This is a genomic window from Roseospira goensis, assembly GCF_014197795.1.
In the GTDB taxonomy this organism is placed as follows: Bacteria; Pseudomonadota; Alphaproteobacteria; order Rhodospirillales; family Rhodospirillaceae; genus Rhodospira; species Rhodospira goensis.
In genome coordinates, this window is record NZ_JACIGI010000028.1 from 22,548 (window position 1) to 46,077 (window position 23,530).

Consider the following 23,530-nt stretch of genomic DNA (forward strand, 5'->3'; position numbering starts at 1 on the left):
CACCGCCCGGGCGGCGGTCAAGCGCGTGCGGGCGGACGGGTCGGGGCCGTGAGTCGACGTGCCTCGCGTGCCGGGATACCATCGCCTGAGGAACGAGGCGACCATGGCACTGACCCGTGACCTCAAGGACATCCTTCGGGGGCGTGTTGAGCGCGACGAGGCCTTCCGGGCCGCCCTGTTCGAAGAGGCCCTGACGGCGCTCCTCGATGGGGATGTTGCCACCGGCAAGGTTCTTCTTCGCGACTACGTCGACGCCACCGTCGGTGTCGATTGGCTTGCCGCATCGCTGCAGCATGATCGTGCAACTCTGATCCGGGCATTGAGCACGGAAAGCAATGCGCCGGCCGATGTCGTATTCGCCATCGTGGCCGCCCTGAAGGCGGAGGCCGGCGTCGATGTGACGATCGCACCCGCCCACCGCGAGGCCGGCTGACACATCACCTTGACCCGTCCCCGCCGCCGCCCAACATCGGGCATGCGGCGCGCCCGATGGCGCCGCGGATCCAGCAGGTGGAGGCGATCATGGCCGGTGGCATTCTTTCGCGTGCCCTGGGCGGCGGCGCGGACAAGACCGACTACCCGGTGAAGAAGACCGACGCGGAGTGGAAGGCCGAACTCGCGCCCGAGCAATTCCGCGTGCTGCGCCAGCACGGCACCGAGCCGCCGTTTTCCCACCCGCTCAACGACGAAAAACGCACCGGGACCTTCCGATGCGCGGGCTGCGGCGCGCCGCTGTTCGACGCTGCCACCAAGTTCGACAGCGGCACCGGCTGGCCCAGCTTCTTCGCGCCGCTGGAGGGCGCGGTGGGCACCACCACGGACTACAAGCTGGTCTATCCCCGCACCGAGGTGCACTGCGCCCAGTGTGGCGGCCATCTGGGCCACGTGTTCGACGACGGTCCGCAGCCAACCGGGCAGCGCTACTGCATGAACGGCGTGTCCCTGGCCTTCGCGCCGTCGGAGTAGGAGGGGCCGGATCGGCCCTCTTCCGCCCAACGCCCGTTTCCGGTAGGGGATGCGCGCAACCGCGTATGTCAAACCGGAACAGGGACAGACCCCCCCATGCAGATCAAAGGTCACGCCGCCGTCGTCACGGGCGGCGCCTCCGGGCTCGGTCAGGCCACGGCCCGCGTGCTCGCCGAGGCCGGCGCCGCCGTCACCGTCCTGGACGTCAATGCCGACGGGGCCCGCGCCACCGCCGCTGCGTTCGGCGGGCTCGGCCTGGGCTGCGACGTCACCAGCGCCGAGTCCGTGGCCGAGGCCCTGGCCCAGGCCACCGCGGCGCACGGTCCGGCGCGCATCTGCGTCAACTGCGCCGGCATCGTCGCCGGCGGCCGGGTGGTCGGCAAGGAGGGACCGCACGACCTGGCCACCTTCTCGCGCGTGATCGCCATCAACCTGATCGGCACCTTCAACGTCATGAGCCAGGCCGCCGCCGCCATGGTCGACCTGGAGCCGGAGGCCGAGCACGAACGCGGCGTGATCGTCAACACCGGCTCCATCGCCGCCACCGAGGGACAGGTGGGGCAGGCGGCCTATGCGGCGTCCAAGGGTGGCGTGGCGTCGCTGACGCTGCCGGCGGCGCGCGACCTCGCGCGATCCGGCGTGCGGGTGATGTGCATCGCGCCGGGGCTGTTTCAGACGCCCATGTTCGACACCCTGCCGCAGGACATCTACGACGCGCTCATCAAGAAGACCCTACATCCGCATCGCCTGGGACGGCCGGAGGAGTTCGGTCGCCTGGTGCGGGCGCTGGTCGAGAACCCGATGATGAACGGCAGCGTCGTGCGCCTGGACGGCGCCCTGCGCCTGGAGCCGAGGTAGCCGGCCCGGCCCAGGGTCAGCCCAGCGCCCGGGCGTCGTGGCCCGGGGGCGGGGCGGCCTCCGGCGATTGCACCGCCAGTTCGGCCGCGAGGGTGGGGATCACGGCCTCCGGCGAGTCGATCACGGTGAACAGGCGGCGGTTGTCGGCGTGGGCGAAGCCTTCGGCGATGATGCGCTCGACGAGCGACAGCAGCGGGTCCCAGTAGCCACCCACGTTGAGCAGCGCGATCGGCTTGTCGTGGAGCCGGAGCTGGCGCCAGGTCAGGATCTCGAAGGTCTCGTCCAGGGTGCCGAGGCCGCCGGGCAGGACGCAGAAGGCGTCGGCGCGCTCGAACATGCCCAGCTTGCGGGTGTGCATGTCGGGCACGACGTGCAGCTCAGGCAGGGTCTCGTCGGCCACCTCGATGCGCTCCAGGTGCTCCGGGATGAAACCCGCGACATGGCCGCCGGCCGCCGCCGTGGCCCGCGCCAGTTCGCCCATCAGGCCGACACGGCCACCGCCGAACACCAGGGTCTTGCCGGCCTGACCGATCGCCGTCCCGAGGCGGCGGGCGGTGTCGACCATGTCGGGGTTGGCACCCGGACGGGCGCCGCAGAACACACAGAGGGATGTCAACTCGATCATGGGGATGGGGTCCATGCGATGGCAGGGGACGGAATACGGTCACGGGGACGCCGCGGCGCTCCCTCCCTGGCAGCCGCGACGGGCCGTTGTACTGCATGAGACGGCCCCGTGGGAAGCCGCGTGGCGGCCCCAGAGGCCCGGCGGTCGGTATGGGATTTGGATAAAATTCGACCCTTTGTGACTCGGATCACACGTGGCCCGGGCGGGCCGTCGTACTCTGATGCGGCCGGGGGAAGCATGATCCCGTCCGGGTTCGCCTGACGAAGACGTGGTCAGGGTTCCGCCGGTAATTTGTATCCTCTTACCCTCAAGACCAGACTGCGGCGGGGTGCGATCCTCGCCGCCCTTTTTTTGCTGACGTCATGACGGGGTCGATCGGGCGCGGCGGGGCGACCCGGGCGATCCGGGATCAGACCAGGGCGGCGCGCCCCGCTGGTTGGGGGCGCACCGTCTCCATCGGCATCGGACAGGCCCGCGTGTCAGTCCTTGCCCGCCTCGGCCGCCGCGATGGCGGTGCGGATGACGTCGTAGGCTTCCTCCGGGTCGCCCCACCCGATGATCTTGGTCCACTTGCCCTCTTCGAGGTCCTTGTAGTGGGTGAAGAAGTGTTCGATCCGGTGCAGTTCGGTCGGGCGCACGTCCTTATAATGGTTCACATTGTCATGGTAGGGGTGAAGCTTGGTGTGCGGCACGCCCAGGATCTTCTCGTCCATGCCGGACTCGTCCTGCATCTTGAGCACGCCGATGGGCCGCACCCGCATCACGGCGCCAACGGCGATGGCCAGCCGCCCGATCACCATCACGTCGACTGGGTCGCCGTCATCCGACAGGGTGTGCGGAATGAAGCCGTAGTTGACCGGGTATTGCATCGCGGTGTGCAGGATCCGGTCCACATACATGGCGCCCGAATCCTTGTCGACCTCGTACTTGACCGGCTCGCCGCGCAGCGGAATCTCGATGATGACATTGACATCCTCGGGCGGGTTCTTGCCGATCGGAATCTTTTTCAGGTCCATCGTCTCTCTCGCATCCTTGTCCTGGACTGGAGCGGCCCGCCCCGAGTCGGGACGCTGTGGTCAGCGCCCGCCGCGCGGTGTCACCGCTTTGCGTGTTTGTGATTGGGTCGGGTCTGCGTCCTCGTTCGAGACCCCAGGTCCACGCCGTTCCGGGGCGTGCCGGGACTCGGCGCTGATGGGGAGTCGCCCTGAGCAGGCAACGGGACGCGACCATAGCGGCTTTCGCGTTGCCGCAAAACCCTGGCGCGGGCCAACTTCCCGGCCCGCGCGGCGATCGCCGGGCCCGCCCTGTCACCAGGGCGATGGGGCCTGGAGCAGCGGCGGGAGAAGATTCGCCGCAAAGCCCTTGCCGCGTTGTCCCTAGTTCAATATTGTTCACTGACAGGAAACACGCGGGGGTCACGCACCGGTCCGGATCTCCATAAGACCGTTGTGTGAAATCGACGTCTGGCGGCACACTGGCGCCCTCCTCGCCGGGCCACGACCCGCAGGCCGTCCCCGCCGACGCCCAACAGGATACACGCATGACCCGCTACTCCGCCCTGTCCCTGATCCGCCAAGGGTTCGCCGGTCACACCGGCTGGTCGCGGGCCTGGCGCGACGCCGCGCCCCAGGATCACTACGACGTCGTCATCGTCGGGGGCGGCGGGCACGGCTTGGCGACGGCCTACTACCTGGCCCGCAATCATGGCCTGACCCGGGTGGCGGTGTTGGAGAAGGGGTGGCTCGGCGGCGGCAACGTGGGCCGGAATACCACCATCGTGCGCTCCAACTACCTGCTGGACGCCAACGCTGCCTTCTACGAACACGGCCTGAAGCTGTGGGAGGGGCTGTCGCGCGACCTGAACTTCAATGTGATGTTGAGCCCGCGCGGGGTCCTCAACCTGGCCCATACCGACGCCCAGATGGAGTCCTTCGCCCGGCGCGGCAACGCCATGCGGCTCAACGGGATCGACGCCGACCTGGTCGACCTGCCCTCGATCCGGCGGCTGGCGCCGCTGCTGGACACCTCCGCCGAAGCCCGGTTTCCGGTTGTCGGCGGTCTGATCCAGCGCCGCGCCGGCACCGCCCGCCACGATGCCGTCGCCTGGGGCTACGCTCGCGCCGCCGATGCGCTCGGCGTGGACCTGATCCAGGGTTGCGAGGTCACCGCCATCGAGCGCGACGGCACCGGCGCCGTAACCGGGGTCGAGACCACGCGCGGGCGCATCGGCTGCGAGAAGGTCGGGCTCTGCGTCGCCGGTCACACCACCCAGCTTGCCGACATGGTCGACCTGCGTCTGCCGATCGAAAGCCACGTCCTGCAGGCCATGGTCACCGAACCGGTCAAGCCCTGCCTGGATACCGTGGTCACCTCGGGCGCGGCGCACTGCTACATCAGCCAGACCGACAAAGGCGAGCTGGTGTTCGGCGGCGACCTGGACGGCTACCCCAGCTACGCCCAGCGCGGCGAGACGGCGCTGATCGAGCACGTCTGCGCCGCCGCCGTGGCGCTGTTCCCGGCCTTCTCCCGGCTGCGACTGATGCGCACGTGGGGCGGTATCATGGACATGACCATGGACGGCAGCCCGATCATCGACAAGACGCCGGTCCCCGGCCTCTACCTGAACGGCGGTTGGTGCTACGGCGGGTTCAAGGCCACGCCGGCCTCCGGCTGGTGCTTCGCCCATACCATCGCCCACGACCACCCGCATCCGCTGGTCGAACCGTTCGCGCTCGACCGCTTCGCGCGGGGCGCCACCCTGGACGAGAAGGGGGTGGGGCCGACGCCCGTCCTGCACTGATCCACGCCGCTTTCCGCCTGCCGAGGACCCTGTCGCCATGATGCTCATCCCCTGTCCCTGGTGCGGCCCCCGTCCGCGTGTGGAGTTCAGCTACGGTGGCCCGGCCGACCGCGCCCGACCGGCCGACGACGCCCCGCTGGAGGACTGGACCCGCTACGTCTATGAGCGCGACAACCCGAAGGGCGCGGCGCGGGAGCTGTGGCGCCATGGCGCGGGCTGCCGGCAATGGTTCGTGCTGGAGCGTGACACCGTCACGCACGCGGTGGCGGCAAGCCATCCGCTGCCGGGGGCGGAGGTGGCGCCATGAGCGCGACCGCGTCCCCCAAACCGGCCCGCCAGCCCGAACGCCTGGAGCATGGTGGCCTGATCGACCGCGGCCGGGCGCTGACCTTCCGGTTCGACGGCCGCGCCCTGACCGGGCACCCGGGCGACACGCTGGCGTCGGCGCTGTTGGCCAACGGGGTGCGGCTGGTCGCCCGCTCGTTCAAGTATCACAGGCCGCGCGGCATCGTCGGCGACGGGCCGGAGGAGCCGTCGGCGCTGGTGGCGGTGGGGGCGGGGGCGCGCCACGAGCCCAACACGCGGGCCACCGTGGTGGATCTGGTCGACGGCCTGGAGGCGCGCTCACAGAACCGCTGGCCGCTGCTGCGCTGGGACGCCGGCGCGCTGACCGGGCTCGTCGGCGCCTTCGCCCCGGTGGGGTTCTACTACAAGACCTTCATGACCCCGGCGCGGCTGTGGCCCCTGCAAGAGGCGGTGTTGCGCCGCCTGGCCGGCATGGGCAGCAGTCCGACCGCCGCGGACCCGGATGCCTATGCGCACCGCGGCGCCCACTGTGATCTTCTGGTGGTGGGGGCCGGGCCGGCCGGCCTGATGGCGGCGTGGGCGGCGGCGCGGGCCGGCGCCCGGGTGATCCTGGCCGACGAACGCGCCGCCCTGGGCGGCTGTCTGCTGCGCGAGCGGGTCACGCTGGACGGGGCGCCCGGCCATGCCTGGGTCGCCGCCGTCCTGGACGCCCTGCGCGCCCTGGGGGACCGCGTCACCCTGCTGCCGCGCACCACGGTGACCGGGCAGCACGACCACGGCTTCTGGCAGGCGGTGGAGCGGGTCGCCGACCACGATCCCGCGCCCGCGCCGGATCGCGTGCGTCAGCGCCTGTGGCAGATCCGCGCCCGCCAGACCGTGCTGGCGACCGGGGCCATCGAGCGCCCGCTGGTGTTCGCCGGCAACGACCGTCCCGGCGTGATGCTGGCCAGCGCCGCGCGCGCCTACGTCAACCAGTATGCCGTCGCCCCCGGGCGCCGCGCGGTGCTGTTCGCCAGTCACGACGAGGGCTACCGCACCGCGCTCGACCTGCACGCCGCCGGGATTCAGGTGCCGGCGGTGGTCGATCCGCGCGCCGGGGTGCGCGGCCCGCTGCCGGACCGGGTGCGCGCCCTGGGCATTCCCGTCCGCGACGGCCATGTCATCGCCGACACCCAGGGTACCGCCCGGCGTGGCCTGAACGGGGTGACGGTCAACCGGCTCGTGGACGGCGGCCCGGACATGGTGCCGGTGGGCGACTGGATCGACGCCGACCTGCTGGCGGTCGCCGGGGGCTGGAGCCCGACCCTGCACCTGCATGCCCAGGCCGGGGCGAAACCGGTGTGGGATGCGGAGCGGCTGGCCTTCCTGCCCGATCCCGAGCGCGGCAAGGAGTGGATGTGCGGCGGTTGCGCCGGGGTGCTGCGCCTTGATGACGCCCTTGCGGATGGTCTGGCGGCCGGGCAGGGGGCCGCCGAGGCCCTGGGCCTGCGGCCGGGCGCGGCGCCCCCGCTGCCCACGGTCGGCGCCGACGATCCCGCCATGGCCGGGTCGGGCCAGCCCCAGACGGCCCTGTGGGCGGTGCCCAAGCCGGCGGTCGCCAACGGCAAGCGGTTCGTCGACATCCAGGACGACGTGACCGTCGAGGACATCGCCCTGGCCCACCGCGAGGGCTATGCCAGCGTCGAGCACCTGAAGCGCTACACCACCCTTGGCATGGGCACCGATCAGGGCAAGACCAGCAACGTCGCCGGTCTCGCCCTGCTGGCGGAGGCGCGCGGCGAGCCCATCCCGGCGGTGGGCACCACCACCTTCCGCGCCCCCTACACCCCGGTGACGCTGGGCGCGTTGGCGGGACGTCACGTAGGGGCGCACATCGCGCCGGTGCGCCGCTCGCCGATGCACGCGGCCCAGGCCGAGATGGGCGCGGTGTTCCAGCCCACCGGGCTGTGGCTGCGCCCGCGCCATTTCCCGCGCGACGGTGAGACCCTGGCCGAGGCGGTGCGCCGCGAGGTGATCGCGACCCGCTCCGGGGTCGGCCTGTGCGATGTGTCGTTCCTGGGCAAGATCGACGTCCAGGGGCCGGACGCGGCCGAATTTCTCAACCGCGTCTATATCAACGGCTGGAAGGGCCTGGCGGTCGGCAAGGCGCGCTATGGCCTGATGCTGCGTGAGGACGGCCTGGCGATGGACGACGGCACCACCGCCCGCCTGGCCGACGACCACTTCGCCATGACCACCACCACGGCCAACGCAGTCGCGGTCATGACGCACCTGGAATACGGCCTCCAGGTGCTGTGGCCCGAGCTTGATGTGCGCGTGGTCTCGACCACCGATGAATGGGCCGCCGTCGCCCTGGCCGGACCGAAGAGCCGCCGGGTGCTGGAGGAGGCGACGGATCTGGACGTCTCCAACGACGCCCTGCCGTTCATGGGGGTGACCGAAGGCACGGTCTGCGGGCTGCCGGCGCGGCTGTTCCGCATCAGCTTCTCGGGCGAACTCGCCTACGAGATCAACGTCCCGGCCGGCTATGGCGACGCCCTGTGGCGCCGCCTGGTCATGGTGGGCAAGCCGTTCGGGCTCACCCCCTACGGCGCCGAGGCGCTGGGGGTGATGCGGATCGAGAAGGGCCACGTCGCCGGGCCGGAGCTGGACGGGCGCACCACGCCCCATGACCTGGGGCTGGGCCGCATGGTCTCCACCAAGAAGAGCTTCATCGGCCGGCGGTTGCTGGAACGGGCCGCGCTGACGGACCCGGAGCGGCCGGCGCTGGTCGGGCTGGTGCCGGAGGACGGCGCGACCGTCCTGGCCGGCGGCAGCCAGATCGTGGCGGTCGCGGACCGCGACACCCCGCCGCCGGTGCCGATGATCGGCCACGTCTCCTCCGGCTGTGCCGGGCCGGGGGTGGGCCATCCGGTGGCGCTCGGCTTCCTCAAGGGCGGCTTGGCGCGCTGGGAGGGCCAGACCGTGCTGGTCAGCCACCCGCTCAAGGGCACCGCGACGCCGGCCCGGGTGGTGGCGCCCCATGTCTATGATCCGGAAGGGAGGCGCCAGCATGCCTGAGACCGCTGATCCCGCCGCCGTGTTCGACCGTCCGGCGCCGTGTTCGCCGCTGGCCGAGCATTGGGGTCCGGGGCGCCACGGCGCCAGCGACGGGCCGCCGGGTGTGACGGCGACCGAGCGCCGCGACCGTGCCCTGTGGCATGTCGACGCCGGCCGCGCCGCCGCGCCCGCCACCCTGGCCGGTCTGACCCTGCCGCGGATGCCGAACACCGGGACGGCGCCCGAGGGACCGGACGGGCCGGCCGCGCTGTGGCTGGGGCCCGGGCGGTGGCTGCTGGTGCTGCCGCCGCGCGCGCCGCGGCCCGCGGCCGCCGGCCTGAGCGTGGTGGACCTGTCGCACGGCCGCTGCGTGCTGCGGCTGGTCGGGCCGGCGGTGCGGACCGTGCTGGCCGGCGGGTGTCTGCTCGACCTGTCGGTGGACGGGCTGCCGGCCGGGCGCTGCGCCCAGACCCTGCTGTTCGCCGTGCCGGTGCTGCTGCATGCGGGGACGGCGGAGACGGTCGATATCCATGTCCCGCGCAGCTATGCGGTCGCGCTGTGGGAGACCCTGTCCACCGAGGCCCTGGTCCATGGCCTGGAGGTCTGCCCGTGATGAGCCAGCCCGGCGCCCAGGCCCTCACCGTGCGCTTCGCCCGCCCCGAGGACGAGGCCGGCTGGCGCCTTCTGTGGTCCGGCTACTGCAAGTTCTACTCGGTGGACATCCCGGAGGCGGTCACCGCCGAGACCTGGCGCCGCTGTTTGGACCCGAAGGTTCCGGCGCTGCGCTGCCTGGTGGCCGACAGCCAGGGCCCGGAAGGGTGGGGGCTGGTCGGCTTCGCGACCCTGCTGGAACACCTGGGCACCTGGTCGATCGAGCCGGTGGGCTATCTGGAAGACCTCTATGTCGCCGAGGCCCAGCGCAAACGCGGGGCCGGGACGGCGCTGATGAGCGCCTGTGCCGCCATTGGCCGCCAGGCCGGCTGGCGCAAGCTGTACTGGCGCACGCAGGCCGGCAATGTGACCGCGCGGGCGCTGTACGACCGTCTGGGAACGCGCACCGACTGGGTGGTCTACGACTGGCCGCTGGACCCGACAGGCGCGCCATCGCGTTCTTGACAGCGGCCGGCATCCGGGTATGGTGCACGGCTCGATTTCACTCCTTTCTGCAACGGGATCCGCGCCATGGCGAAGCCGGCAACCATCCAGGTCAAGCTCGAGAGCACGGCGGGCACGGGCTACTTCTACGTGGCCAAGAAGAACCCGCGCAAGACGACCGAGAAGCTTGAGTTCCGCAAGTACGATCCGAAGGCGCGCAAGCACGTGGTCTTCAAGGAAACCAAGCTGCGCTGACGGGACCGATCGGTCCCCTCGGCCTTCCGACGGCGGTCGCCACGATCGGCGCCCGCGCCCCCGAAACCGCCGGCCCGCGCTGGCGGTTTTCGTTTGGGTGCCCCGCGCCGGCCCGGTCGGGCCCGGCCCGGGTTCCGGTCAGTTCAGGAACTTGGAGACGGTCTGGAGGAAGTTGGCGACCGAGATCGGCTTGGCGATATAGCCCTCGCAGCCGCCTTCGCGGATCTTCTCCTCGTCGCCCTTCATGGCGAAGGCGGTGACGGCCACGACCGGAATGCCCTTCAGGTCGGCATCTTCCTTGAGCATCTTGGTGATCTCCAGGCCCGAGATCTCGGGCAACTGGATGTCCATCAGGATCAGGTCGGGTTTGTGATCACGCGCCATCCCGATGACCTCGCGCCCGTCGCTGGTCTGAACCGTCGTGTAGCCGTGCGCCTGTAGAAGGTCGTTGAACAGCTTCATGTTCAACTCGTTGTCTTCCACGATCAGGATGGTTTTCGACATGGCTTGCCTGCCTGGTTCTGGCTGGGCCCGGCCTGCTCCGGGAGAGGCGGCGAACGCCTGCGGGGTGGCCCGTTCTGTGCGGCGCCGCCGGAGTCCGGTGCGGACTCTGGCACCTGTGTCCTCTCCCGCTTGTACTCGGGATTCCTTAAGATTCCAACAGGGCGCGTCCCGTTTCGGGGCGTGCCGGATCGGTCACGCCGGCCGCGATGCCCGCCAACCGGCCACGGCCAGCAGGCCCCACCCGACCATGAAGCTCGTGCCGCCGAGCGGGGCCACCATGCCCAACGGCCAGCCCAGGAGGGCGATACCGTACAGGGCGCCGCAGAACAGCACGATGCCCAGGGTGAAGAACAGGCCGGCCCGGCCGGCCCAGCGCGCGGCCGGCGCGCCGGCACCGGCGATCAGCCCCAGAAGGCCGCACAGCACCAGCGCCAGCGCATGGGTGGCCTGGTAGCGGGCGGCCGTCTCCACCAGGTCCACCGCCCGCGCGGCACCGCGCGCCTCCAGGATGTGGGCCGCGAACGCCCCCAGGGCGACGGCCAGCAGGCCGAACAGGGCGCCAACAACGATCCACAGGGCGGGGCGGGACACGGCGGGTCTCCTTCAGGGTAGGGGGGCGGGACGATCAGTCGTAGGGGTCGGCGGCGTCGCGCAGGCCGTCGCCCAGGAAGTTGAACGCCAGCACGGCGATCATCACCGCCGCCATCGGCGTCATCAGCCAGGGATACAGCACCACCGCCTCGATGTTCTGGGCCTCGGTCAGCATCACGCCCCAGCTCGTCACGGGTGGGCGCAGGCCCAGGCCCAGGAACGACAGCGCGGTCTCGCCCAGGATCATGCCCGGGATCGACAGGGTGACCGAGGCGATCAGGTGGCTGGCGAAGTTGGGCAGCAGGTGGCGCCCGATCACCCGCGCCGGCCGGGCGCCCATCAGGGTGGCGGCGGTGACGTACTCCTCCTCGCGCAGCGCCAGCAGCTTGGAGCGCACCGCCCGCGCCAGCCCCGGCCAGTCGATCAGGCCGAGGATCAGCGTGATGCAGAAGAAGACGACGATCGGGCTCCAGGTCACCGGCACGGCTGCGGACAGCGCCATCCACAAGGGGAGTTCGGGCAGCGAGCGCAGGATCTCGATCATGCGCTGCACCACGGTGTCGACCCAGCCGCCGAAGTAGCCGGCCAGTCCGCCCAGCGTGATGCCGATCACGAAGCTGACCGCGATGCCCAGCAGGCCTACGGTCATGGAGATGCGGGTCCCGTAGAGCAGGCGCGAGAACATGTCCTGGCCCAGCCGGTCGGTGCCGAGCAGGAACAGGGTGCCCCCCTCCGGCGCGCACATCAGGCGGAAATCCCCGGGGATCAGGCCCCAGAAGCGGTAGTCGGAGCCCGCGCAGAAGAACCGGATGGGCTGCGGCCGCGTCGTGTCCGGCGTGTAGGTCCGCTGTAGCCGGGTCATGTCCAGTTCGTAGACCAGCGGGTAGACGAACGGCCCGACGAACCGGCCCTCGTGGAACAGGTGCACCGGCTGCGGCGGGGCGTAGATGTGATCGGTGTCGCGGTCGCCCAGGGCGTAGGGCGCCAGGATCTCGGCGAAGACGACGATCAGGTAGAGCGCGATCAGCACCAGGCCGCTGGCCACCGCCAGCCTGTGGCGACGCAGCTTCCACCACACCAGCCGCCAGTAGCCGGCCTCCAGCTCCTTGCGGCGGGCTTCGGGCATCACCTCGTCGGCCGTGGGGTCGAACGGTGCGTCGCTGACGAAATGCGCGTCCATGCGTTCGGGGTCGAGGCGGTCGGTCGCGGGGGGCGGTGTCCGGGTCATTTCGCCAGCCCCCCACCCAGTCGGATGCGCGGGTCGAGCACCGCCAAGAGAACGTCCGAGACGAACTGCCCCACGACCGTCAGGAGCGCCAGGAACATCAGCATGGCCCCCGCGACGTAGTAGTCCTGCGTTTCCAGCGACCGCAGCAGCAGCGGGCCGGTGGTCGGCAGGCTCATGATGGCGGAGACGATCACGGAGCCCGAGACCAGTTGCGGCAGCAGGTTGCCGATGTCGGCGACGAACGGGTTCAACGCCATGCGCAGCGGATACTTGACCAGCAGCCGGGTGGGCGGCACCCCCTTGGCCCGCGCGGTGGTGACGTAGGGTCGGTTCAACTCGTCCAGCAGGTTGGCGCGCAGGCGCCGGATCATGGCGGCGGTTCCGGCGGTGCCGATCACCACCACCGGCACCCACAGGTGCTCCAGCACCGACAGCGCCTTGGCGACGCTCCACGGCGCCTCCAGGTACGCGGGGTCCATCAGGCCGCCGATCGAGGTGCCGAACCATCGGTTGGCGAGGTAGAGCAGGATCAGCGCCAGCAGGAAGTTGGGCGTCGCCAGGCCCAGGAAGCCGATGAAGGTCAGGCTGTAGTCGCCGACGGAATAGCGATGGGTGGCGGTGTACAGGCCGATGGGGAACGCCACCAGGTAGACGAACAGGACGGTGGCGAAATTGACCACCAGCGTCAGGATGAACACATCGCCGATCAGGGTCGAGACGGGCACGCTGTGCTCGAAGGAATACCCGAGATCCCCTTGCAGCAGGCCACCGACCCAGACCAGGTACTGCTCGACCAGTGGCTTGTCCAGGCCGTATTCCTCGCGCATGTAGTCGATGCGCTCCTGCGGCACCATCTCGCCCTGAGCGCGCAGCTCCGCGATATAGGTCGTCAGGTAGTCGCCCGGCGGTAACTGGATGATGACGAACACCAGCACGCTGGTCACCGCCAGCGTCAGCAGCATCAGACCCAGGCGTCGGATCAGGTAGGGTCCCACGGTTGTCCTCCCCCCTACACCCCGGCTATCCCGCGCCGTCGGCCGGCGCGGCCGCCTCGTCCGAGACGGTCTCGGGCGCGGCCAGGAACACCGTGTCCAGGCCGTGGATGCCGAACTGTGCCCCCGGGTCCCAGTTGTACAACGCCGTCTCCGGAAGATTGCGCAGCCGTGTCGCCCGCACCACGGGTTGCTTGCCGCCCGAGACCACGCCGATCGTGAACTGGTTCTCCACGTGCAACGTCAGGATCTCGGTCCAGATCTCCGCTTGTTCTGCGCGGCTGGTGGACCGCATCCAGGCGCCGTACAGGTCCAGCAGGCGTTGCGCCGCCGCCATGTCGACGGGTGCGCCGGCCTCGCCCCGGGTCTCGTGGTACTGGCCCCACTTGGCCCATTGCCACATGTCCTGGGCCACCGGCACCAGCTCGGTGGGCGGCATCTCCGGCGTGGCCAGGCCGTTGTTCAGGCCCGGCGCCGCCACCATGATGCTGGAGCCCGCATAGACCCGCCGCTTCAACACCTCGCGCGAGAATGACCGGATGTACATTCGGACTCCGATCGCCCTCCAGTAGTCCTGGATCAGGCGCAGGGTGTCCAGGCGTGGGCGGCTCTCACCGTCGTCCTCCACGATCAGTTCCATCGGCCGGCCGTCCGGCAGCAGGCGGGTGCCGCGGTGGTCGCGCGCGGTGTAGCCCAGGCCGTCCAGCAGGGCGTTGGCGCGGTCCGGATCGAAGGTGGCGTAGCGCGTGGTGAGATAGGGCGACGACAGCGGGCTCTCCGGCAGCATGGTGTTGTTGCTCTCGCGCCCGAGACCGAAGAACACCACCTGGTTGACCTCGTGTCGGTTGATCGCCAGCGACAGGGCGCGGCGGAAATCGGCCTGGCGCAGCACGCCGCGCCACGTTGGATCGCTGCATGTCAGGTTGGGGAACAGCGCCACGCTGGAGCCCTGGCCCTCGCGCCACAGGCTGACGTGGATCGGGGCGTGCCCCTCGGCGGACTTCAGGATGGTGTAGTTGTCGAAGCTGAGGTAGCGGGACTGAAGGTCGGTCTCGCCGGCGCTGGCCTTGGCGGGCACCAGCTTGCCGTCGGTGATGTCGATGACGATGTCGTCGACATAGGGCAACTGCTGGCCCGTGGGGTCGACGCGGTGGAAATAGGGGTTGCGGCGGAACACATAGCGCTGCGCCGGCGGTTCGGTGGTGTTGACCCAGGGGTCGAGGCTCGGCCGTTCCGGGTTGGTGTTCCGGTACCAGCGGTCCTTGATGTAGTGCAGGGCGCGCCAGTCGCGGGCGTCGTTCTCCTGCACCCGCCGGTCCAGGGTCTCGGGGTCGGTGTAGCGGGCGTGGAACCGGCGCAGGTAGTGCGCCGGCCGGTACAGTTCCAGCGGCCGGGCCCCGGCCAGCGCCGGCAGCAGCAGCGGGTTGGGCTGGTCCCAGGTGTAGCGGATGGTCAGCGGGTCGATCACCTCGACGGTGGGCGGGGCGCCGTGCGGCATCAACTCCGGCGGCGGCCCGCTGGGGGAGATGACCGGGTCGTTGGCCATGTCCTCCCACCAGTACCGGAAGTCCTCGGTGGTGAAGGGGTGGCCGTCGGACCATCGGTGGCCGGGGCGCAGGTGCAGGGTGAAGATGCGGCCGTCCTCGACCGTGATGTCGCGCAGGATGTCGGGCCGCAGGGTGAAGTCCGGGGTGTAGCCGACGAGCCGCGCGTAGCCGTAGACGGTGATCAGGCGGATGTCCTTCTCGCGCCCCATCAGGGTGCGCAGGCGCCCGCCGGGCTGGCCCACCCGCTTGCCCTGGGCCGCCAGATCCACCACCCGCGGCGCCTCCGGCAGGCGCACGGCCATCGGGGGCAGGGTGCCGGCGGCGACCGCGTCGGCCAGCACCGGCGGCTCGACCGGCTGGGCGCGGGCGGTGGCTGGGGCCATCACCATCACCGCCAGCATCGTCGCCAGCATCGTCGCCAGAGCCAGAACCGCCACCAGGACACGGGCACGGACCGGAGCGCGATAGCCGGCGTCTGTCGAGTCCCTCATGCGCTGTCTCCCACCGCCACCAGATGGCCGCCGCCAAGGTCGTCCCAGCGGGTGGCGCCGTCCGGCCCCGGCCGGTAGGGCGCCGGCCAGGCGTCGGGGTCCGACGCCCGCGTCGCGCCCAGGTCCTCCGGCCGCACCCGCAGGTGGGGGTCCGGTTCCGGCACCGCGCTCAGCAACGCCTGCGTATAGGGATGGCGCGCCTCCGTCACGAGGCGCTCGGCCGGGGCTGCCTCCACCAGCCGGCCGGCACACATGACGACGATGGTGTCGGCCACGTGCCGCACCACCGCGAGGTTGTGGGAGACGAACAGCATCGTAAGGCCGAGCGCGCCCCGCAGGTCGGCCAGCAGGTTCAGGATCTGGGCCTGCACCGAGACGTCGAGCGCCGAGACCGGTTCGTCGCACAGCAGCAGGCGCGGGTTGAGAGCGAGCGCGCGGGCGATGCACAGGCGCTGGCGCTGGCCGCCGGAGAAGCTGTGCGGGTAGCGGCCCATCATGCGCGCGTCCAGGCCCACCAGCCGCAGCAGCTCGGCGGCCATGTCGACGCGCTCGCGCGGCGCGCCGACGTCGTGGATGAGCAGCGGCTCGGTCAGGATCTCGCGCACCGTCATGCGCGGGTTCAGGCTGCTGAAGGGATCCTGGAAGATGTACTGGGCCTCGCGCCGATAGCGCGTCAGGCGGCGCCGGTCCATGGCGGTGACGTCGGCGGGGCCGTCCCCGGCGTCGAACAGCACCCGGCCGGCCGAGGGCCGCAGGACCCCGGTCACGAGCCGCATCAGCGTCGTCTTGCCGCAGCCGCTTTCGCCGACCAGCCCGAGGCAGGTGCCGGCGCGGAGCTCCAGGTTGACTCCGCGCACCGCGTGCACGTCGCCGCCCTGGCGCCGGAACAGGCCGCCGTGGCGCAGGGGATAGCGTTTCTCCACGTCCGCCAGGCGCAGCATGATGTGGTCGTCGGCCTGGGCCTCCGCCGGCGCGGTGCCGCGCCGGCGCTTGGCCGCGTACAGCCGCTCGGTGTTCACCACTATCTCGCGCAGGGGCGTCAGGCGGGTCCGCGTCTCGCCGCGCAGGCGCGGGACCGCGCCCATCAGTGCCTTGAGGTAGGGATGCCCGGGGGCCTGGAACAGCGGGTCCACCGGCCCCGCCTCCAGCACCCGGCCGCGGTGCAGCACCACCATGTGCTCGGCCATGTGCGCGACCACCCCCAGGTCGTGGGTGATGAGCAGCACCGACATGGACAGCTCCCGGCGCAGCGTGTCCAGCAGTGCCAGGATCTCGGCCTGCGTGGTGACGTCGAGCGCCGTGGTCGGCTCGTCGGCGATCAGCACGTCCGGCTCGCCGGCCAGGGCCATGGCGATCATGGCCCGCTGTCGCAACCCGCCCGACAGCTCGAAGGGATACATCGTCACCGCCCGGCGCGGCTCCGGGAAGCGGGCCTGGGCCAGGATGTCCGCCACCGCGGCGTCGGCCTGGCGCCGGGACAGCCCCTTGTGCAGGCACAGCACCTCGCCCACCTGATCGCCGATGGTGTGCAGCGGCGACAGCGCGGTCATCGGCTCCTGAAAGATGGTCGCCACCCGGTCGCCGCGCAGGTCCAGCATGGCCTTGCCGTCGCGTTTCAGGGCGGTGATCTCGACCGGCGGTTCGCCGCGCCGGCCGGCGGCCAGTGTCACGGTGCCGCCGGCGACCGTGGCGGTGTGCGGCAGGATGCCCTGGATGCACTGGGCGATGGTGGACTTGCCGGAGCCCGATTCGCCCACCAGCGCGAGGCAGCCGCCGCGCCGCAGGGTGAAGCCGACCCCGTCCACCGCCCGCAGGGAGCCGGTGGCCAGGCGAAAGTCGATGGTCAGGTCCCGCACCCGCAGCAGGGCATCGTCCGGCGCGGCGCCCGGGCCGGCGGGGGGCGCTGGCGCCGGGCGGGGACGGGCGGTGTCGGCCGGGGTCACGATGGCGTCCCCTCCGCGATCAGGTGGCGCGCCGCCGCCCAGCGCACGGCCGGCGGCTGCAGGTGCGCCAGGAGGTCGTCCAGGAAGCGCCAGAGGTCATCGCCGTGGACGCGGTGATGGGTCAGCAGGCCGACCGGTTCGTCCGGCTCCTGGGCCGTGCCGTCGTCGTCCCGGCCCAGGCGGCGCGCGCGCAGCGCCGCCACCAGCCGGCGCACGGCCTTGTCGGCGCCGATGAACGCGGCCTCGGGCCGCCAGCGCAGCAGATCCACGTGGGTGTTGACCACCGCCACCGGCGGGTCGGCCGCCCCGTTGCGCCACGCCGCGCGCGGGCCGTGCACCGACAGCGCCGACAGCCCGGCGGCGGGCAGGGCGTCCGCCAGGTCCTGTCCCACCTTGTTGAAGGGCGCCACCAGCAGCGGCAGCGGCACCACGTCCCCGAACACGTCGGTCACCCGCTGCCAGCCCTCGGCGGCGTCCGCCACCCGCCGGTCGAGCGGGCGCGAGGCCGGAAACTCGCTGGCGCCGCCGTCGTCCGGGCCGGCGTGGTTGGCGTGGGTCAGGCCGTGCGGCGCCACCGATAGGGTCGGCCGCGCCGCCACGTACGGGGCCAGCGCCGGCTCGACCTCGGCCGGGATCACCGCCAGCGTCACCGGGGCGCCATGGGCGACCGACAGGCCGGACAGGCGGTCCAGCGCGTCGGTCACCGTCACGGCGTCGTCGTCACGCCACCACAGGACCGGCCTGCGGCCGGCGTCCGTCCAGGCGGCCAGTTCATCGTCGAGCAAGGTCCAGGGCGGGGCGGTCATGCGCGGGATCCCGGGCGGTTGGAACGGCTCCAGGGTCTAGCCTAGCAGAGCTTCCCGTGTGCGGGCGATGCCGTCGAGAGCGATTCCCGTGACATCGGTGCGGCGCGGCAGTGTCGCCAGGGCGTCGTCGACGGCGCCCGCCAGCCGGGCGGGCGACAGGTCCGCCGGGTCCAGGGCGCGGGCCAGCCCCAGGCGGTCCAGGACGGCGGCGCGGTCGCGCTGCTCGGATTCGTCGCCGTCGCCCCACGGCACCAGCACCGCCGGGCAGCGCGCGGCCAGGGTCTCGACCACGGTGTTGTAACCGGCCTGGGACACCGACAGGCGCGCCCGCGCGAGCAGGGCGCGGAAATCGGGCCGCACCCAGTCCACCGTCACCCCCGGGGCGGCCACGGCCCGCACCGCGTCGACGGCGCCGGCGCCCAGATTGCGGCCCACCAGCACGCGCCACGGTGGGGCCGCGCCGATGCGGCACAGCGGGCGGGCCTGGGCCGCGGCGTCCATCAGCGCTCGGCCCATGGCGCCGCCGCCGGCGGAGACCAGCACCTCGTCCAGGCCGGCGTCATCCGGCGGGGGGGCGGTGCCGGTGCGGTCCTCGACCACGAACCCGGTGTGGACGACGGGCGGCCGCAACGCATCGGCCAGGGGAAAGGTGGCGGAGAACGGCAACACGCGCGGGTCGCCGTGCACCAGGATCAGGTCGAACAGGCGGTTGGCGGCCTCCAGCATGCGCCGGGCCTTGGACGGGTCGCGCTTGCGCACCAGGATGTCGCGCACCGAGCAGGCCACCCGCGCCTCCGGCCGCCGCGCGCGGACCTGCCCGATCAGGGCGTCGATTTCGGGACCGAAGGGACGGCGCCCGAAGGGGTACATCTCCACCACCAGCACGGCCGGGCGGAGATCCTCCACCAGCGCCCGCAGGCGGTCGCGCCGGGCCCGCCACAGCGCGTCGGTGACGGGCGCGCCGGTCTCGTCCACCAGGCCCGAGAACGCCAGATCCGCTGCGGCCAGCGGGGGGAGTTGCGCCACCCGCACCGGCCGCTCGGGATCGGGGGCCAGCAGGTGTGGGGCCGGGCGCCCGCCGGTCACCAGCACCACCGGCCGGCCCGACTCGGCCAGCCCGCGCGCCAGGGCGGCGGCGCGGTTCAGGTGACCGACCCCCAGGACATGCTGGACGTAGACCAGGATCGGGCCGTCCGGGGGCGGGGGCAGGGGGGCGCTCATGGCAACAGCGGCTCCAAGGTGGCGCGCAGGGTCGCGGCGGCGCGGTCCAGGCCGTGCTCGGCGCGGGCCTTGCGGCGGGCGCGGGCGCCCTGGTCGGCGCGTGCGGCGTCGTCGCCGAGCAGCGCGGCGGCCGCCGCCGCCAGCGCCGCGGGGTCGTGCGGCGGGACCAGCCGGCCGCCGTCGCCGTCGCGCACCACGTCCGCGACGCCGCCGCTGTCGCAGGCCACCACCGGCAGGCCGTGGGCCTGGGCCTCGATATAGGCCATCCCGTAGCCCTCGCGCAGGCCGGGCCAGACGAACAGGTCGCCGGCGCCGTACAGGGTCCGCAGCGCCTCGGGGTCCAGCGCCCCCAGCCACGTTACGGGCAGGCCGGCGAAGGCGGCCGCGACGTCGGCCCGCGCGGGACCGTCGCCGGCCACCAGCAGCGACCAGGCGGGCGCCCCGTCCAGCCGCCGCACGGCGTCGGCCAGCAGGCGATAGGAGGCCAGCTTGTCGCCCGGGCGCATCATGGCGACGGTCACCAGCCAGCGCCGCGCCGGGTCGAGCCCGTGGGCGGCCGCCAGGGCCGCGCGGGCGGCGGCGCGGTCGACCGGTGCCGGGTCGGTCAGGGCCGGGTCGGCCAGGAACGGTGCCAGCCGCACCAGCCGGTCACCGACCACCGGCGCCAGCCCGTGCGCCCCCCGGGCGGTCATGGCGACCACCGCCGCCGCCTGCGCCAGCGCCGCCTCCGCCGCCGCGAATCCGCGCGCCCAGGGGCCGTGCTGCTGCTTGAGGGCGCGGCTGGCCTCGGCCACGACGTAGGGGATCCCCAGCCGCGCACTGACCGCCGGCCCGAGCCAATCCGGCGCCTTGTGGTACAGGTGATAGGTGAACCACAGGCGCGGCCGCTCCTCCGAGGGGCGGACCGCCCAGTGCCGCGCCAGCCGGTCCGCCAGCCACAGGCCGGCGCGCGCCAGCCGCGCCTGTCGCCCGGCATCGCCGCGCCCCTCCCAGGCCCGGAAGCGGCATGCCAAGGCCGGCGCGAACCCGGCGCGGTCCAGCGCCGCGACGAACCCGCGCGCGATCTGGCGGTCCCCCGACGGCACCGGATGATCGGGCGCCTTCATGGGCGCATAGACCGCGATGCGGGGACGACGATCGGAGGCCGTCACGCCGCCGGCTCCCGGAACAGCGCCGCCAGCCGGTCCAGCCCGGTGCGGTGGTCGAACGCGGCCCGCACCCGATCGTGTCCGGCCGCGCCCAGGCGGGCGCGCGCGGTCGGGTCGGCGATCAGGCGGGCCAGGGCGGCGGTCAGCGCGGGCACATCCGCCGGCTCCACCAGCACGCCGGTCTCGCCGTCCACGATCAACTCGGGGATGCCCGACAGCCGGGTGGACAGGCAGGCCAGACCCTGACTCTGCGCCTCCATCAGCACATTGGGCAGGCCGTCGCGGTCGCCGTCGGCGTCGATGCGACAGGGCAGCACGAACAGGTCGGCCATGCGGTAGGCCGCCAGAACCTCGCCCTGGTCGCGGGCGCCGCGCCAGTCCACGCGGTCGGCCAGGCCCAGGTCGGCGGCCAGGGCTTTCAGCGTCCGGGTCTCCTTGCCGCCGCCGATATGGGTGAGGTGCCAGTGCACCCCGCCCGGCAGGGCCGCCAGCGCCCGCAGCAGCAGGTCGAAGCCCTTCTTGGGCACCGCCCGCCCGACCGCCAGCAGCCGGACCGGCGCGGATGGGTCGGTGCCGTCGCGGTCGCTCGTGGGCAACGGAGCGGGTGAGGGGAACCGGTCGAGGTCGAGGCCGTGGTACAGCAGCGTGACCTTGCCCGGCGCCAGGCCGTCCAGGTGGGCGGCGCCGCTGGCGGTGCAGGTCGCGACCCAGCGGGCGTCGGCCAGTTTCTCTGCCTTCTCCCAGTCGGGGATGGTCCAGATGTCGCGGGCGTGGGCGGAGATCGACAGCGGCAACCGCAGCAGCCGGGCCGCGTACCGCCCGACCGACCCGGGGGTGTGCAGGAAGTGGACATAGACCCAGTCCACGTCCGGAGCCATCTCCGCCGCCAGAACCAGGGCCTGACCCCAGCGGCGCACGCGGTTGCGGGTCGGATCGCGGCGCAGGTCGCGCAGCCATGTCCGCCACACCGCACCATACCCGGGCCGACGCCGCACCCGCCACCAGGCGCGCAGCACCCGCCCCGGCTCCTGGTGCAGGTACTCCGGCAGATAGGTCACCGGCGCGGCGATTTCCTGGTGCACGGGATGCGTGGTCGGATCATAGGGCCGACGCAGGGAATAGAGGCGCAGGGTCAGGCCGCGCCGCTCCAGGCCCAGGAACTCCTGGGCGACGAAGGTTTCGGACAGGCGGGGATAGCCCTTCAGGACCACCGCCAGGGTGCGCGTCAGGGGAGTCGCCACGGGACTCTACGGGCCTCCCCGTCCCACCACGGCCGGGCTCGCCGCCAGCGCTTCCGAAACCGGCTGATCCGCGACCGGGGTCGTCAGGTCGGCGGCGGCCATGTCGCCGTCCGGCTCGCCGGCGACCCGGCGACACAGGATGTCCAGGCCATCCAGCCAGCCGTCGGGCAGCACGGCCGACGGCGGGCGCCGCCAGGCCAGGCCGCGCAGCGCGCGCGCCATGGTCTCCGGGCCGCGGTCGTCCTCCGGGACCCGCAGATCGGCCAGACCCAGGGCGGCGGCGCGTTCGGCGCGCACGCGCTGCTCCTCGCGCGGTTCGGTGCGCGGGACCATCAGCGCCGGCTTGTCGAACGACAGCACCTCGCAGAAGGTGTTGTAGCCGCCCATGCAGACCACGGCGCGGGCGCCGGCAATCAGGTATTCGGGCGCGGCCTCAAACTCCAGCGTGACACCGCGTCCGAGGGCCTGCACGCGGGCGCCGAAGCCCTCGCGGTCCTCGGCGGCCATGAAGGGGCCAAGCAGGAACACCGGCGCCAACGGGATGGCGGGATCGGCCTCGTAGGCGGACAGCACCCAGTCGATCAGGTCGGCGCCGTCGCCGCCGCCGCCCGGCGTGATGAGCACATAGGGCTCGGCGGTCGGCGGCTCGCTCGGCCCCACCCGCTCGGACGGCGCATGGGTGCGCTGGAAGCCCGTGAACACAAGCTTCTCCCGCACCGCGGCCGGTACGTCCAGGCCCTCCAGCGGGTCGTGGAAACCGTCCGGTCCGTAGATCCAGATCTCGTCGTACAGGCTCTCCAGCGCCGGCATCACCCGCTTGCGTGCCCATTCGGCGCGCAGCCGCTCCGGACTGTCCATGACCTCGCGCAGGCCCAGGATCAGGCGGGTGCCGCGCCGTTTGAGCCGGCGCAGGGCGCGCTCGACCTCGCCGCCCAGGCCCAGCGGCTCCTTGTCGACGATGAACACGTCCGGGGCGAAGGCCATGGCGGTGTGCTGGATGATGGAGGCCCGCAGCTCCAGCGTCTGTTCGATGTCGATCAGCAGGTTGAGGGGGGTGTAGTTGCCGTTGCGCAGCTTGACCACCCCGGGCACGCGCACGAAATCGACGCGGGCCCGGAAGTCGAAGCTGCCGATGATCGGCGAGCCGGAGATGATGAGCGCGGTCAGGTCCTTGCGGGCGCCGACCAGGGCATGGGCGATGCGGCGGCAGCGCCGCAGGTGCCCCAGGCCGAAACTGTCGTGGCTGTAGATCAGGACCCGCATGGGCACCTCTTCGCGCGCCCGCTTCCCCCTCCCACGCCGCGCGGCGCGCCGCAGGCCCAGGCACGGCACACCGTAGGCGAAAGCCGCCGGCCCATCAACCGCGGTGGGCCTCGCCGTCAGGGCAATCGGGTAAACGTGGGGGGTGACAGCGCGGCGAAAGTCTGAATCTATCCGTGTCCACCTACTTGGTGGAGGGTCCGATGACGGACGTGGATGGAGCGATCACGGAGAGCGTTGTTTTTCTTGAGCATTTCCGGGATCTGCCGGATCCTCGGCAGGCGGGGAAGGTGACCTACCCGCTGAACGAAGTGCTGCTTCTGAGCCTTATGGCGGTTTTGGCTGGGGCGGAAGGGTTCACGGATATCGCTCGCTTCGGCAAAAAGAAGCTGGATTTCCTGCGGAGGTTTCTCCCGTTTCGGGACGGAACACCATCGCATGACCACCTTGGCGACATCTTCGCCACCCTCGACACTGACCGCTTCCAGCGGTGCTTTGTGGATTGGGTTGCGGCTTTGGCGGACGCGCCACCTGAGGTAATCGCCATCGACGGCAAGACCGGGCGGCGCAGCCACGCCCGGTCCAAGGGCAAGGCGGCGGTCCATATGGTCTCC

At 72.0% G+C, this 23,530-nt stretch carries 22 protein-coding genes and 1 pseudogene; 10 read left to right on the forward strand and 13 right to left on the reverse strand.

The window, feature by feature from the left end; all coding sequences use genetic code 11:
- Positions 1-103 precede the first annotated feature (103 nt).
- The 3 genes from GGD88_RS14185 (at position 104) to GGD88_RS14195 (ending at position 1,824) form a co-directional block, all read left to right on the forward strand.
- A complete protein-coding gene (locus tag GGD88_RS14185) occupies positions 104-433 on the forward strand; it encodes a transcriptional regulator (RefSeq protein ID WP_184436574.1) in 330 nt (109 codons plus the stop codon).
- 56 nt (positions 434-489) lie between these two features.
- Positions 490-966, forward strand: coding sequence for a peptide-methionine (R)-S-oxide reductase MsrB (gene msrB / locus GGD88_RS14190; RefSeq protein ID WP_184436576.1), 477 nt, complete (start codon positions 490-492; stop codon positions 964-966).
- A 96-nt stretch (positions 967-1,062) separates the two neighbouring features.
- Positions 1,063-1,824 carry an SDR family NAD(P)-dependent oxidoreductase gene (locus GGD88_RS14195; RefSeq protein ID WP_184436578.1) on the forward strand — a complete coding sequence of 254 codons (762 nt, stop codon included), beginning with the start codon at positions 1,063-1,065 and terminating at the stop codon, positions 1,822-1,824.
- A 16-nt stretch (positions 1,825-1,840) separates the two neighbouring features.
- On the opposite strand, the gene GGD88_RS14200 is transcribed toward GGD88_RS14195, so the two are convergent.
- A complete protein-coding gene (locus GGD88_RS14200; RefSeq protein ID WP_184436580.1) occupies positions 1,841-2,449 on the reverse strand; it encodes an LOG family protein in 609 nt (202 codons plus the stop codon).
- Between the two features lie 479 nt (positions 2,450-2,928).
- Complete coding sequence (gene ppa, locus GGD88_RS14205) at positions 2,929-3,465, reverse strand: inorganic diphosphatase (protein WP_184436582.1); 537 nt, start codon at positions 3,463-3,465, stop codon at positions 2,929-2,931.
- Between the two features lie 524 nt (positions 3,466-3,989).
- Between ppa and GGD88_RS14210 the strand changes: the two genes are divergently transcribed.
- From GGD88_RS14210 to rpmG, 6 genes are all read left to right on the forward strand, one after another.
- Complete coding sequence (locus tag GGD88_RS14210; RefSeq protein WP_184436585.1) at positions 3,990-5,249, forward strand: sarcosine oxidase subunit beta family protein; 1,260 nt, start codon at positions 3,990-3,992, stop codon at positions 5,247-5,249.
- Positions 5,250-5,286: 37 nt separating this feature from the next.
- Positions 5,287-5,556 carry a sarcosine oxidase subunit delta gene (locus GGD88_RS14215; protein ID WP_184436587.1) on the forward strand — a complete coding sequence of 90 codons (270 nt, stop codon included), beginning with the start codon at positions 5,287-5,289 and terminating at the stop codon, positions 5,554-5,556.
- On the forward strand, positions 5,553-8,615 hold the full coding sequence (locus tag GGD88_RS14220; protein ID WP_184436589.1) for a sarcosine oxidase subunit alpha family protein: 3,063 nt from the start codon (positions 5,553-5,555) through the stop codon (positions 8,613-8,615). The genes GGD88_RS14215 and GGD88_RS14220 overlap by 4 nt, the downstream gene beginning before the upstream one ends.
- Complete coding sequence (locus tag GGD88_RS14225; RefSeq protein ID WP_184436591.1) at positions 8,608-9,207, forward strand: sarcosine oxidase subunit gamma; 600 nt, start codon at positions 8,608-8,610, stop codon at positions 9,205-9,207. Before GGD88_RS14220 ends, GGD88_RS14225 begins: the two co-directional genes overlap by 8 nt.
- On the forward strand, positions 9,207-9,710 hold the full coding sequence (locus GGD88_RS14230; RefSeq protein ID WP_184436593.1) for a GNAT family N-acetyltransferase: 504 nt from the start codon (positions 9,207-9,209) through the stop codon (positions 9,708-9,710). Before GGD88_RS14225 ends, GGD88_RS14230 begins: the two co-directional genes overlap by 1 nt.
- Positions 9,711-9,776: 66 nt before the next feature.
- The gene (gene rpmG, locus GGD88_RS14235) at positions 9,777-9,944 is read left to right on the forward strand and encodes a 50S ribosomal protein L33 (RefSeq protein WP_184436595.1); all 168 of its coding nucleotides are present in this window, start codon (positions 9,777-9,779) and stop codon (positions 9,942-9,944) included.
- 138 nt (positions 9,945-10,082) lie between these two features.
- Here rpmG and GGD88_RS14240 read toward each other — a convergent pair whose 3' ends face one another.
- The 11 genes from GGD88_RS14240 to GGD88_RS14290 all read right to left on the reverse strand — a co-directional run bounded on the left by GGD88_RS14240 (position 10,083) and on the right by GGD88_RS14290 (position 22,919).
- On the reverse strand, positions 10,083-10,448 hold the full coding sequence (locus tag GGD88_RS14240; RefSeq protein WP_184436597.1) for a response regulator: 366 nt from the start codon (positions 10,446-10,448) through the stop codon (positions 10,083-10,085).
- Between the two features lie 192 nt (positions 10,449-10,640).
- Positions 10,641-11,039 (reverse strand): DUF423 domain-containing protein, encoded by a 399-nt coding sequence (locus GGD88_RS14245; RefSeq protein ID WP_343056375.1) that lies wholly within the window; start codon positions 11,037-11,039, stop codon positions 10,641-10,643.
- A 34-nt stretch (positions 11,040-11,073) separates the two neighbouring features.
- Positions 11,074-12,267 (reverse strand): ABC transporter permease, encoded by a 1,194-nt coding sequence (locus GGD88_RS14250; protein ID WP_246423786.1) that lies wholly within the window; start codon positions 12,265-12,267, stop codon positions 11,074-11,076.
- Positions 12,264-13,262: an ABC transporter permease subunit gene (locus GGD88_RS14255; RefSeq protein ID WP_184436599.1), complete on the reverse strand. Its 999-nt coding sequence runs from the start codon at positions 13,260-13,262 to the stop codon at positions 12,264-12,266. The genes GGD88_RS14250 and GGD88_RS14255 overlap by 4 nt, the downstream gene beginning before the upstream one ends.
- A gap of 25 nt (positions 13,263-13,287) precedes the next feature.
- Positions 13,288-15,297 (reverse strand): ABC transporter substrate-binding protein, encoded by a 2,010-nt coding sequence (locus GGD88_RS14260; RefSeq protein ID WP_221237158.1) that lies wholly within the window; start codon positions 15,295-15,297, stop codon positions 13,288-13,290.
- Complete coding sequence (locus tag GGD88_RS14265) at positions 15,294-17,240, reverse strand: dipeptide ABC transporter ATP-binding protein (RefSeq protein ID WP_343056376.1); 1,947 nt, start codon at positions 17,238-17,240, stop codon at positions 15,294-15,296. Before GGD88_RS14265 ends, GGD88_RS14260 begins: the two co-directional genes overlap by 4 nt.
- Complete coding sequence (locus tag GGD88_RS14270; protein ID WP_184436601.1) at positions 17,237-18,046, reverse strand: polysaccharide deacetylase family protein; 810 nt, start codon at positions 18,044-18,046, stop codon at positions 17,237-17,239. The genes GGD88_RS14265 and GGD88_RS14270 overlap by 4 nt, the downstream gene beginning before the upstream one ends.
- A 36-nt stretch (positions 18,047-18,082) precedes the next feature.
- On the reverse strand, positions 18,083-19,267 hold the full coding sequence (locus tag GGD88_RS19185) for a glycosyltransferase family protein (protein WP_184436603.1): 1,185 nt from the start codon (positions 19,265-19,267) through the stop codon (positions 18,083-18,085).
- Complete coding sequence (locus tag GGD88_RS14280) at positions 19,264-20,418, reverse strand: glycosyltransferase (RefSeq protein WP_221237159.1); 1,155 nt, start codon at positions 20,416-20,418, stop codon at positions 19,264-19,266. The genes GGD88_RS19185 and GGD88_RS14280 overlap by 4 nt, the downstream gene beginning before the upstream one ends.
- Positions 20,415-21,656 carry a glycosyltransferase family 4 protein gene (locus GGD88_RS14285; protein ID WP_343056377.1) on the reverse strand — a complete coding sequence of 414 codons (1,242 nt, stop codon included), beginning with the start codon at positions 21,654-21,656 and terminating at the stop codon, positions 20,415-20,417. The genes GGD88_RS14280 and GGD88_RS14285 overlap by 4 nt, the downstream gene beginning before the upstream one ends.
- Before the next feature lie 6 nt (positions 21,657-21,662).
- On the reverse strand, positions 21,663-22,919 hold the full coding sequence (locus GGD88_RS14290; protein ID WP_184436605.1) for a glycosyltransferase family protein: 1,257 nt from the start codon (positions 22,917-22,919) through the stop codon (positions 21,663-21,665).
- A 233-nt stretch (positions 22,920-23,152) separates the two neighbouring features.
- Here GGD88_RS14290 and GGD88_RS14295 point away from each other — a divergent pair.
- Positions 23,153-23,530, forward strand: a pseudogene (locus GGD88_RS14295) (ISAs1 family transposase); the annotation flags it as partial.

Bases quoted from the DNA above. Each gene is read 5' to 3' on its own strand.
- msrB (WP_184436576.1), top strand. From the start codon at position 490: ATGGCGCCGCGGATCCAGCAGGTGGAGGCGATCATGGCCGGTGGCATT.
- GGD88_RS14215 (WP_184436587.1), top strand. From the start codon at position 5,287: ATGATGCTCATCCCCTGTCCCTGGTGCGGCCCCCGTCCGCGTGTGGAG.
- GGD88_RS14260 (WP_221237158.1), bottom strand. From the start codon at position 15,297: ATGAGGGACTCGACAGACGCCGGCTATCGCGCTCCGGTCCGTGCCCGT.
- GGD88_RS14250 (WP_246423786.1), bottom strand. From the start codon at position 12,267: ATGACCCGGACACCGCCCCCCGCGACCGACCGCCTCGACCCCGAACGC.
- GGD88_RS14240 (WP_184436597.1), bottom strand. From the start codon at position 10,448: ATGTCGAAAACCATCCTGATCGTGGAAGACAACGAGTTGAACATGAAG.
- GGD88_RS14290 (WP_184436605.1), bottom strand. From the start codon at position 22,919: ATGCGGGTCCTGATCTACAGCCACGACAGTTTCGGCCTGGGGCACCTG.
- ppa (WP_184436582.1), bottom strand. From the start codon at position 3,465: ATGGACCTGAAAAAGATTCCGATCGGCAAGAACCCGCCCGAGGATGTC.
- GGD88_RS14230 (WP_184436593.1), top strand. From the start codon at position 9,207: ATGAGCCAGCCCGGCGCCCAGGCCCTCACCGTGCGCTTCGCCCGCCCC.
- GGD88_RS19185 (WP_184436603.1), bottom strand. From the start codon at position 19,267: ATGAGCGCCCCCCTGCCCCCGCCCCCGGACGGCCCGATCCTGGTCTAC.
- GGD88_RS14185 (WP_184436574.1), top strand. From the start codon at position 104: ATGGCACTGACCCGTGACCTCAAGGACATCCTTCGGGGGCGTGTTGAG.
- GGD88_RS14270 (WP_184436601.1), bottom strand. From the start codon at position 18,046: ATGACCGCCCCGCCCTGGACCTTGCTCGACGATGAACTGGCCGCCTGG.
- GGD88_RS14200 (WP_184436580.1), bottom strand. From the start codon at position 2,449: ATGATCGAGTTGACATCCCTCTGTGTGTTCTGCGGCGCCCGTCCGGGT.
- rpmG (WP_184436595.1), top strand. From the start codon at position 9,777: ATGGCGAAGCCGGCAACCATCCAGGTCAAGCTCGAGAGCACGGCGGGC.
- GGD88_RS14210 (WP_184436585.1), top strand. From the start codon at position 3,990: ATGACCCGCTACTCCGCCCTGTCCCTGATCCGCCAAGGGTTCGCCGGT.
- GGD88_RS14225 (WP_184436591.1), top strand. From the start codon at position 8,608: ATGCCTGAGACCGCTGATCCCGCCGCCGTGTTCGACCGTCCGGCGCCG.
- GGD88_RS14195 (WP_184436578.1), top strand. From the start codon at position 1,063: ATGCAGATCAAAGGTCACGCCGCCGTCGTCACGGGCGGCGCCTCCGGG.
- GGD88_RS14220 (WP_184436589.1), top strand. From the start codon at position 5,553: ATGAGCGCGACCGCGTCCCCCAAACCGGCCCGCCAGCCCGAACGCCTG.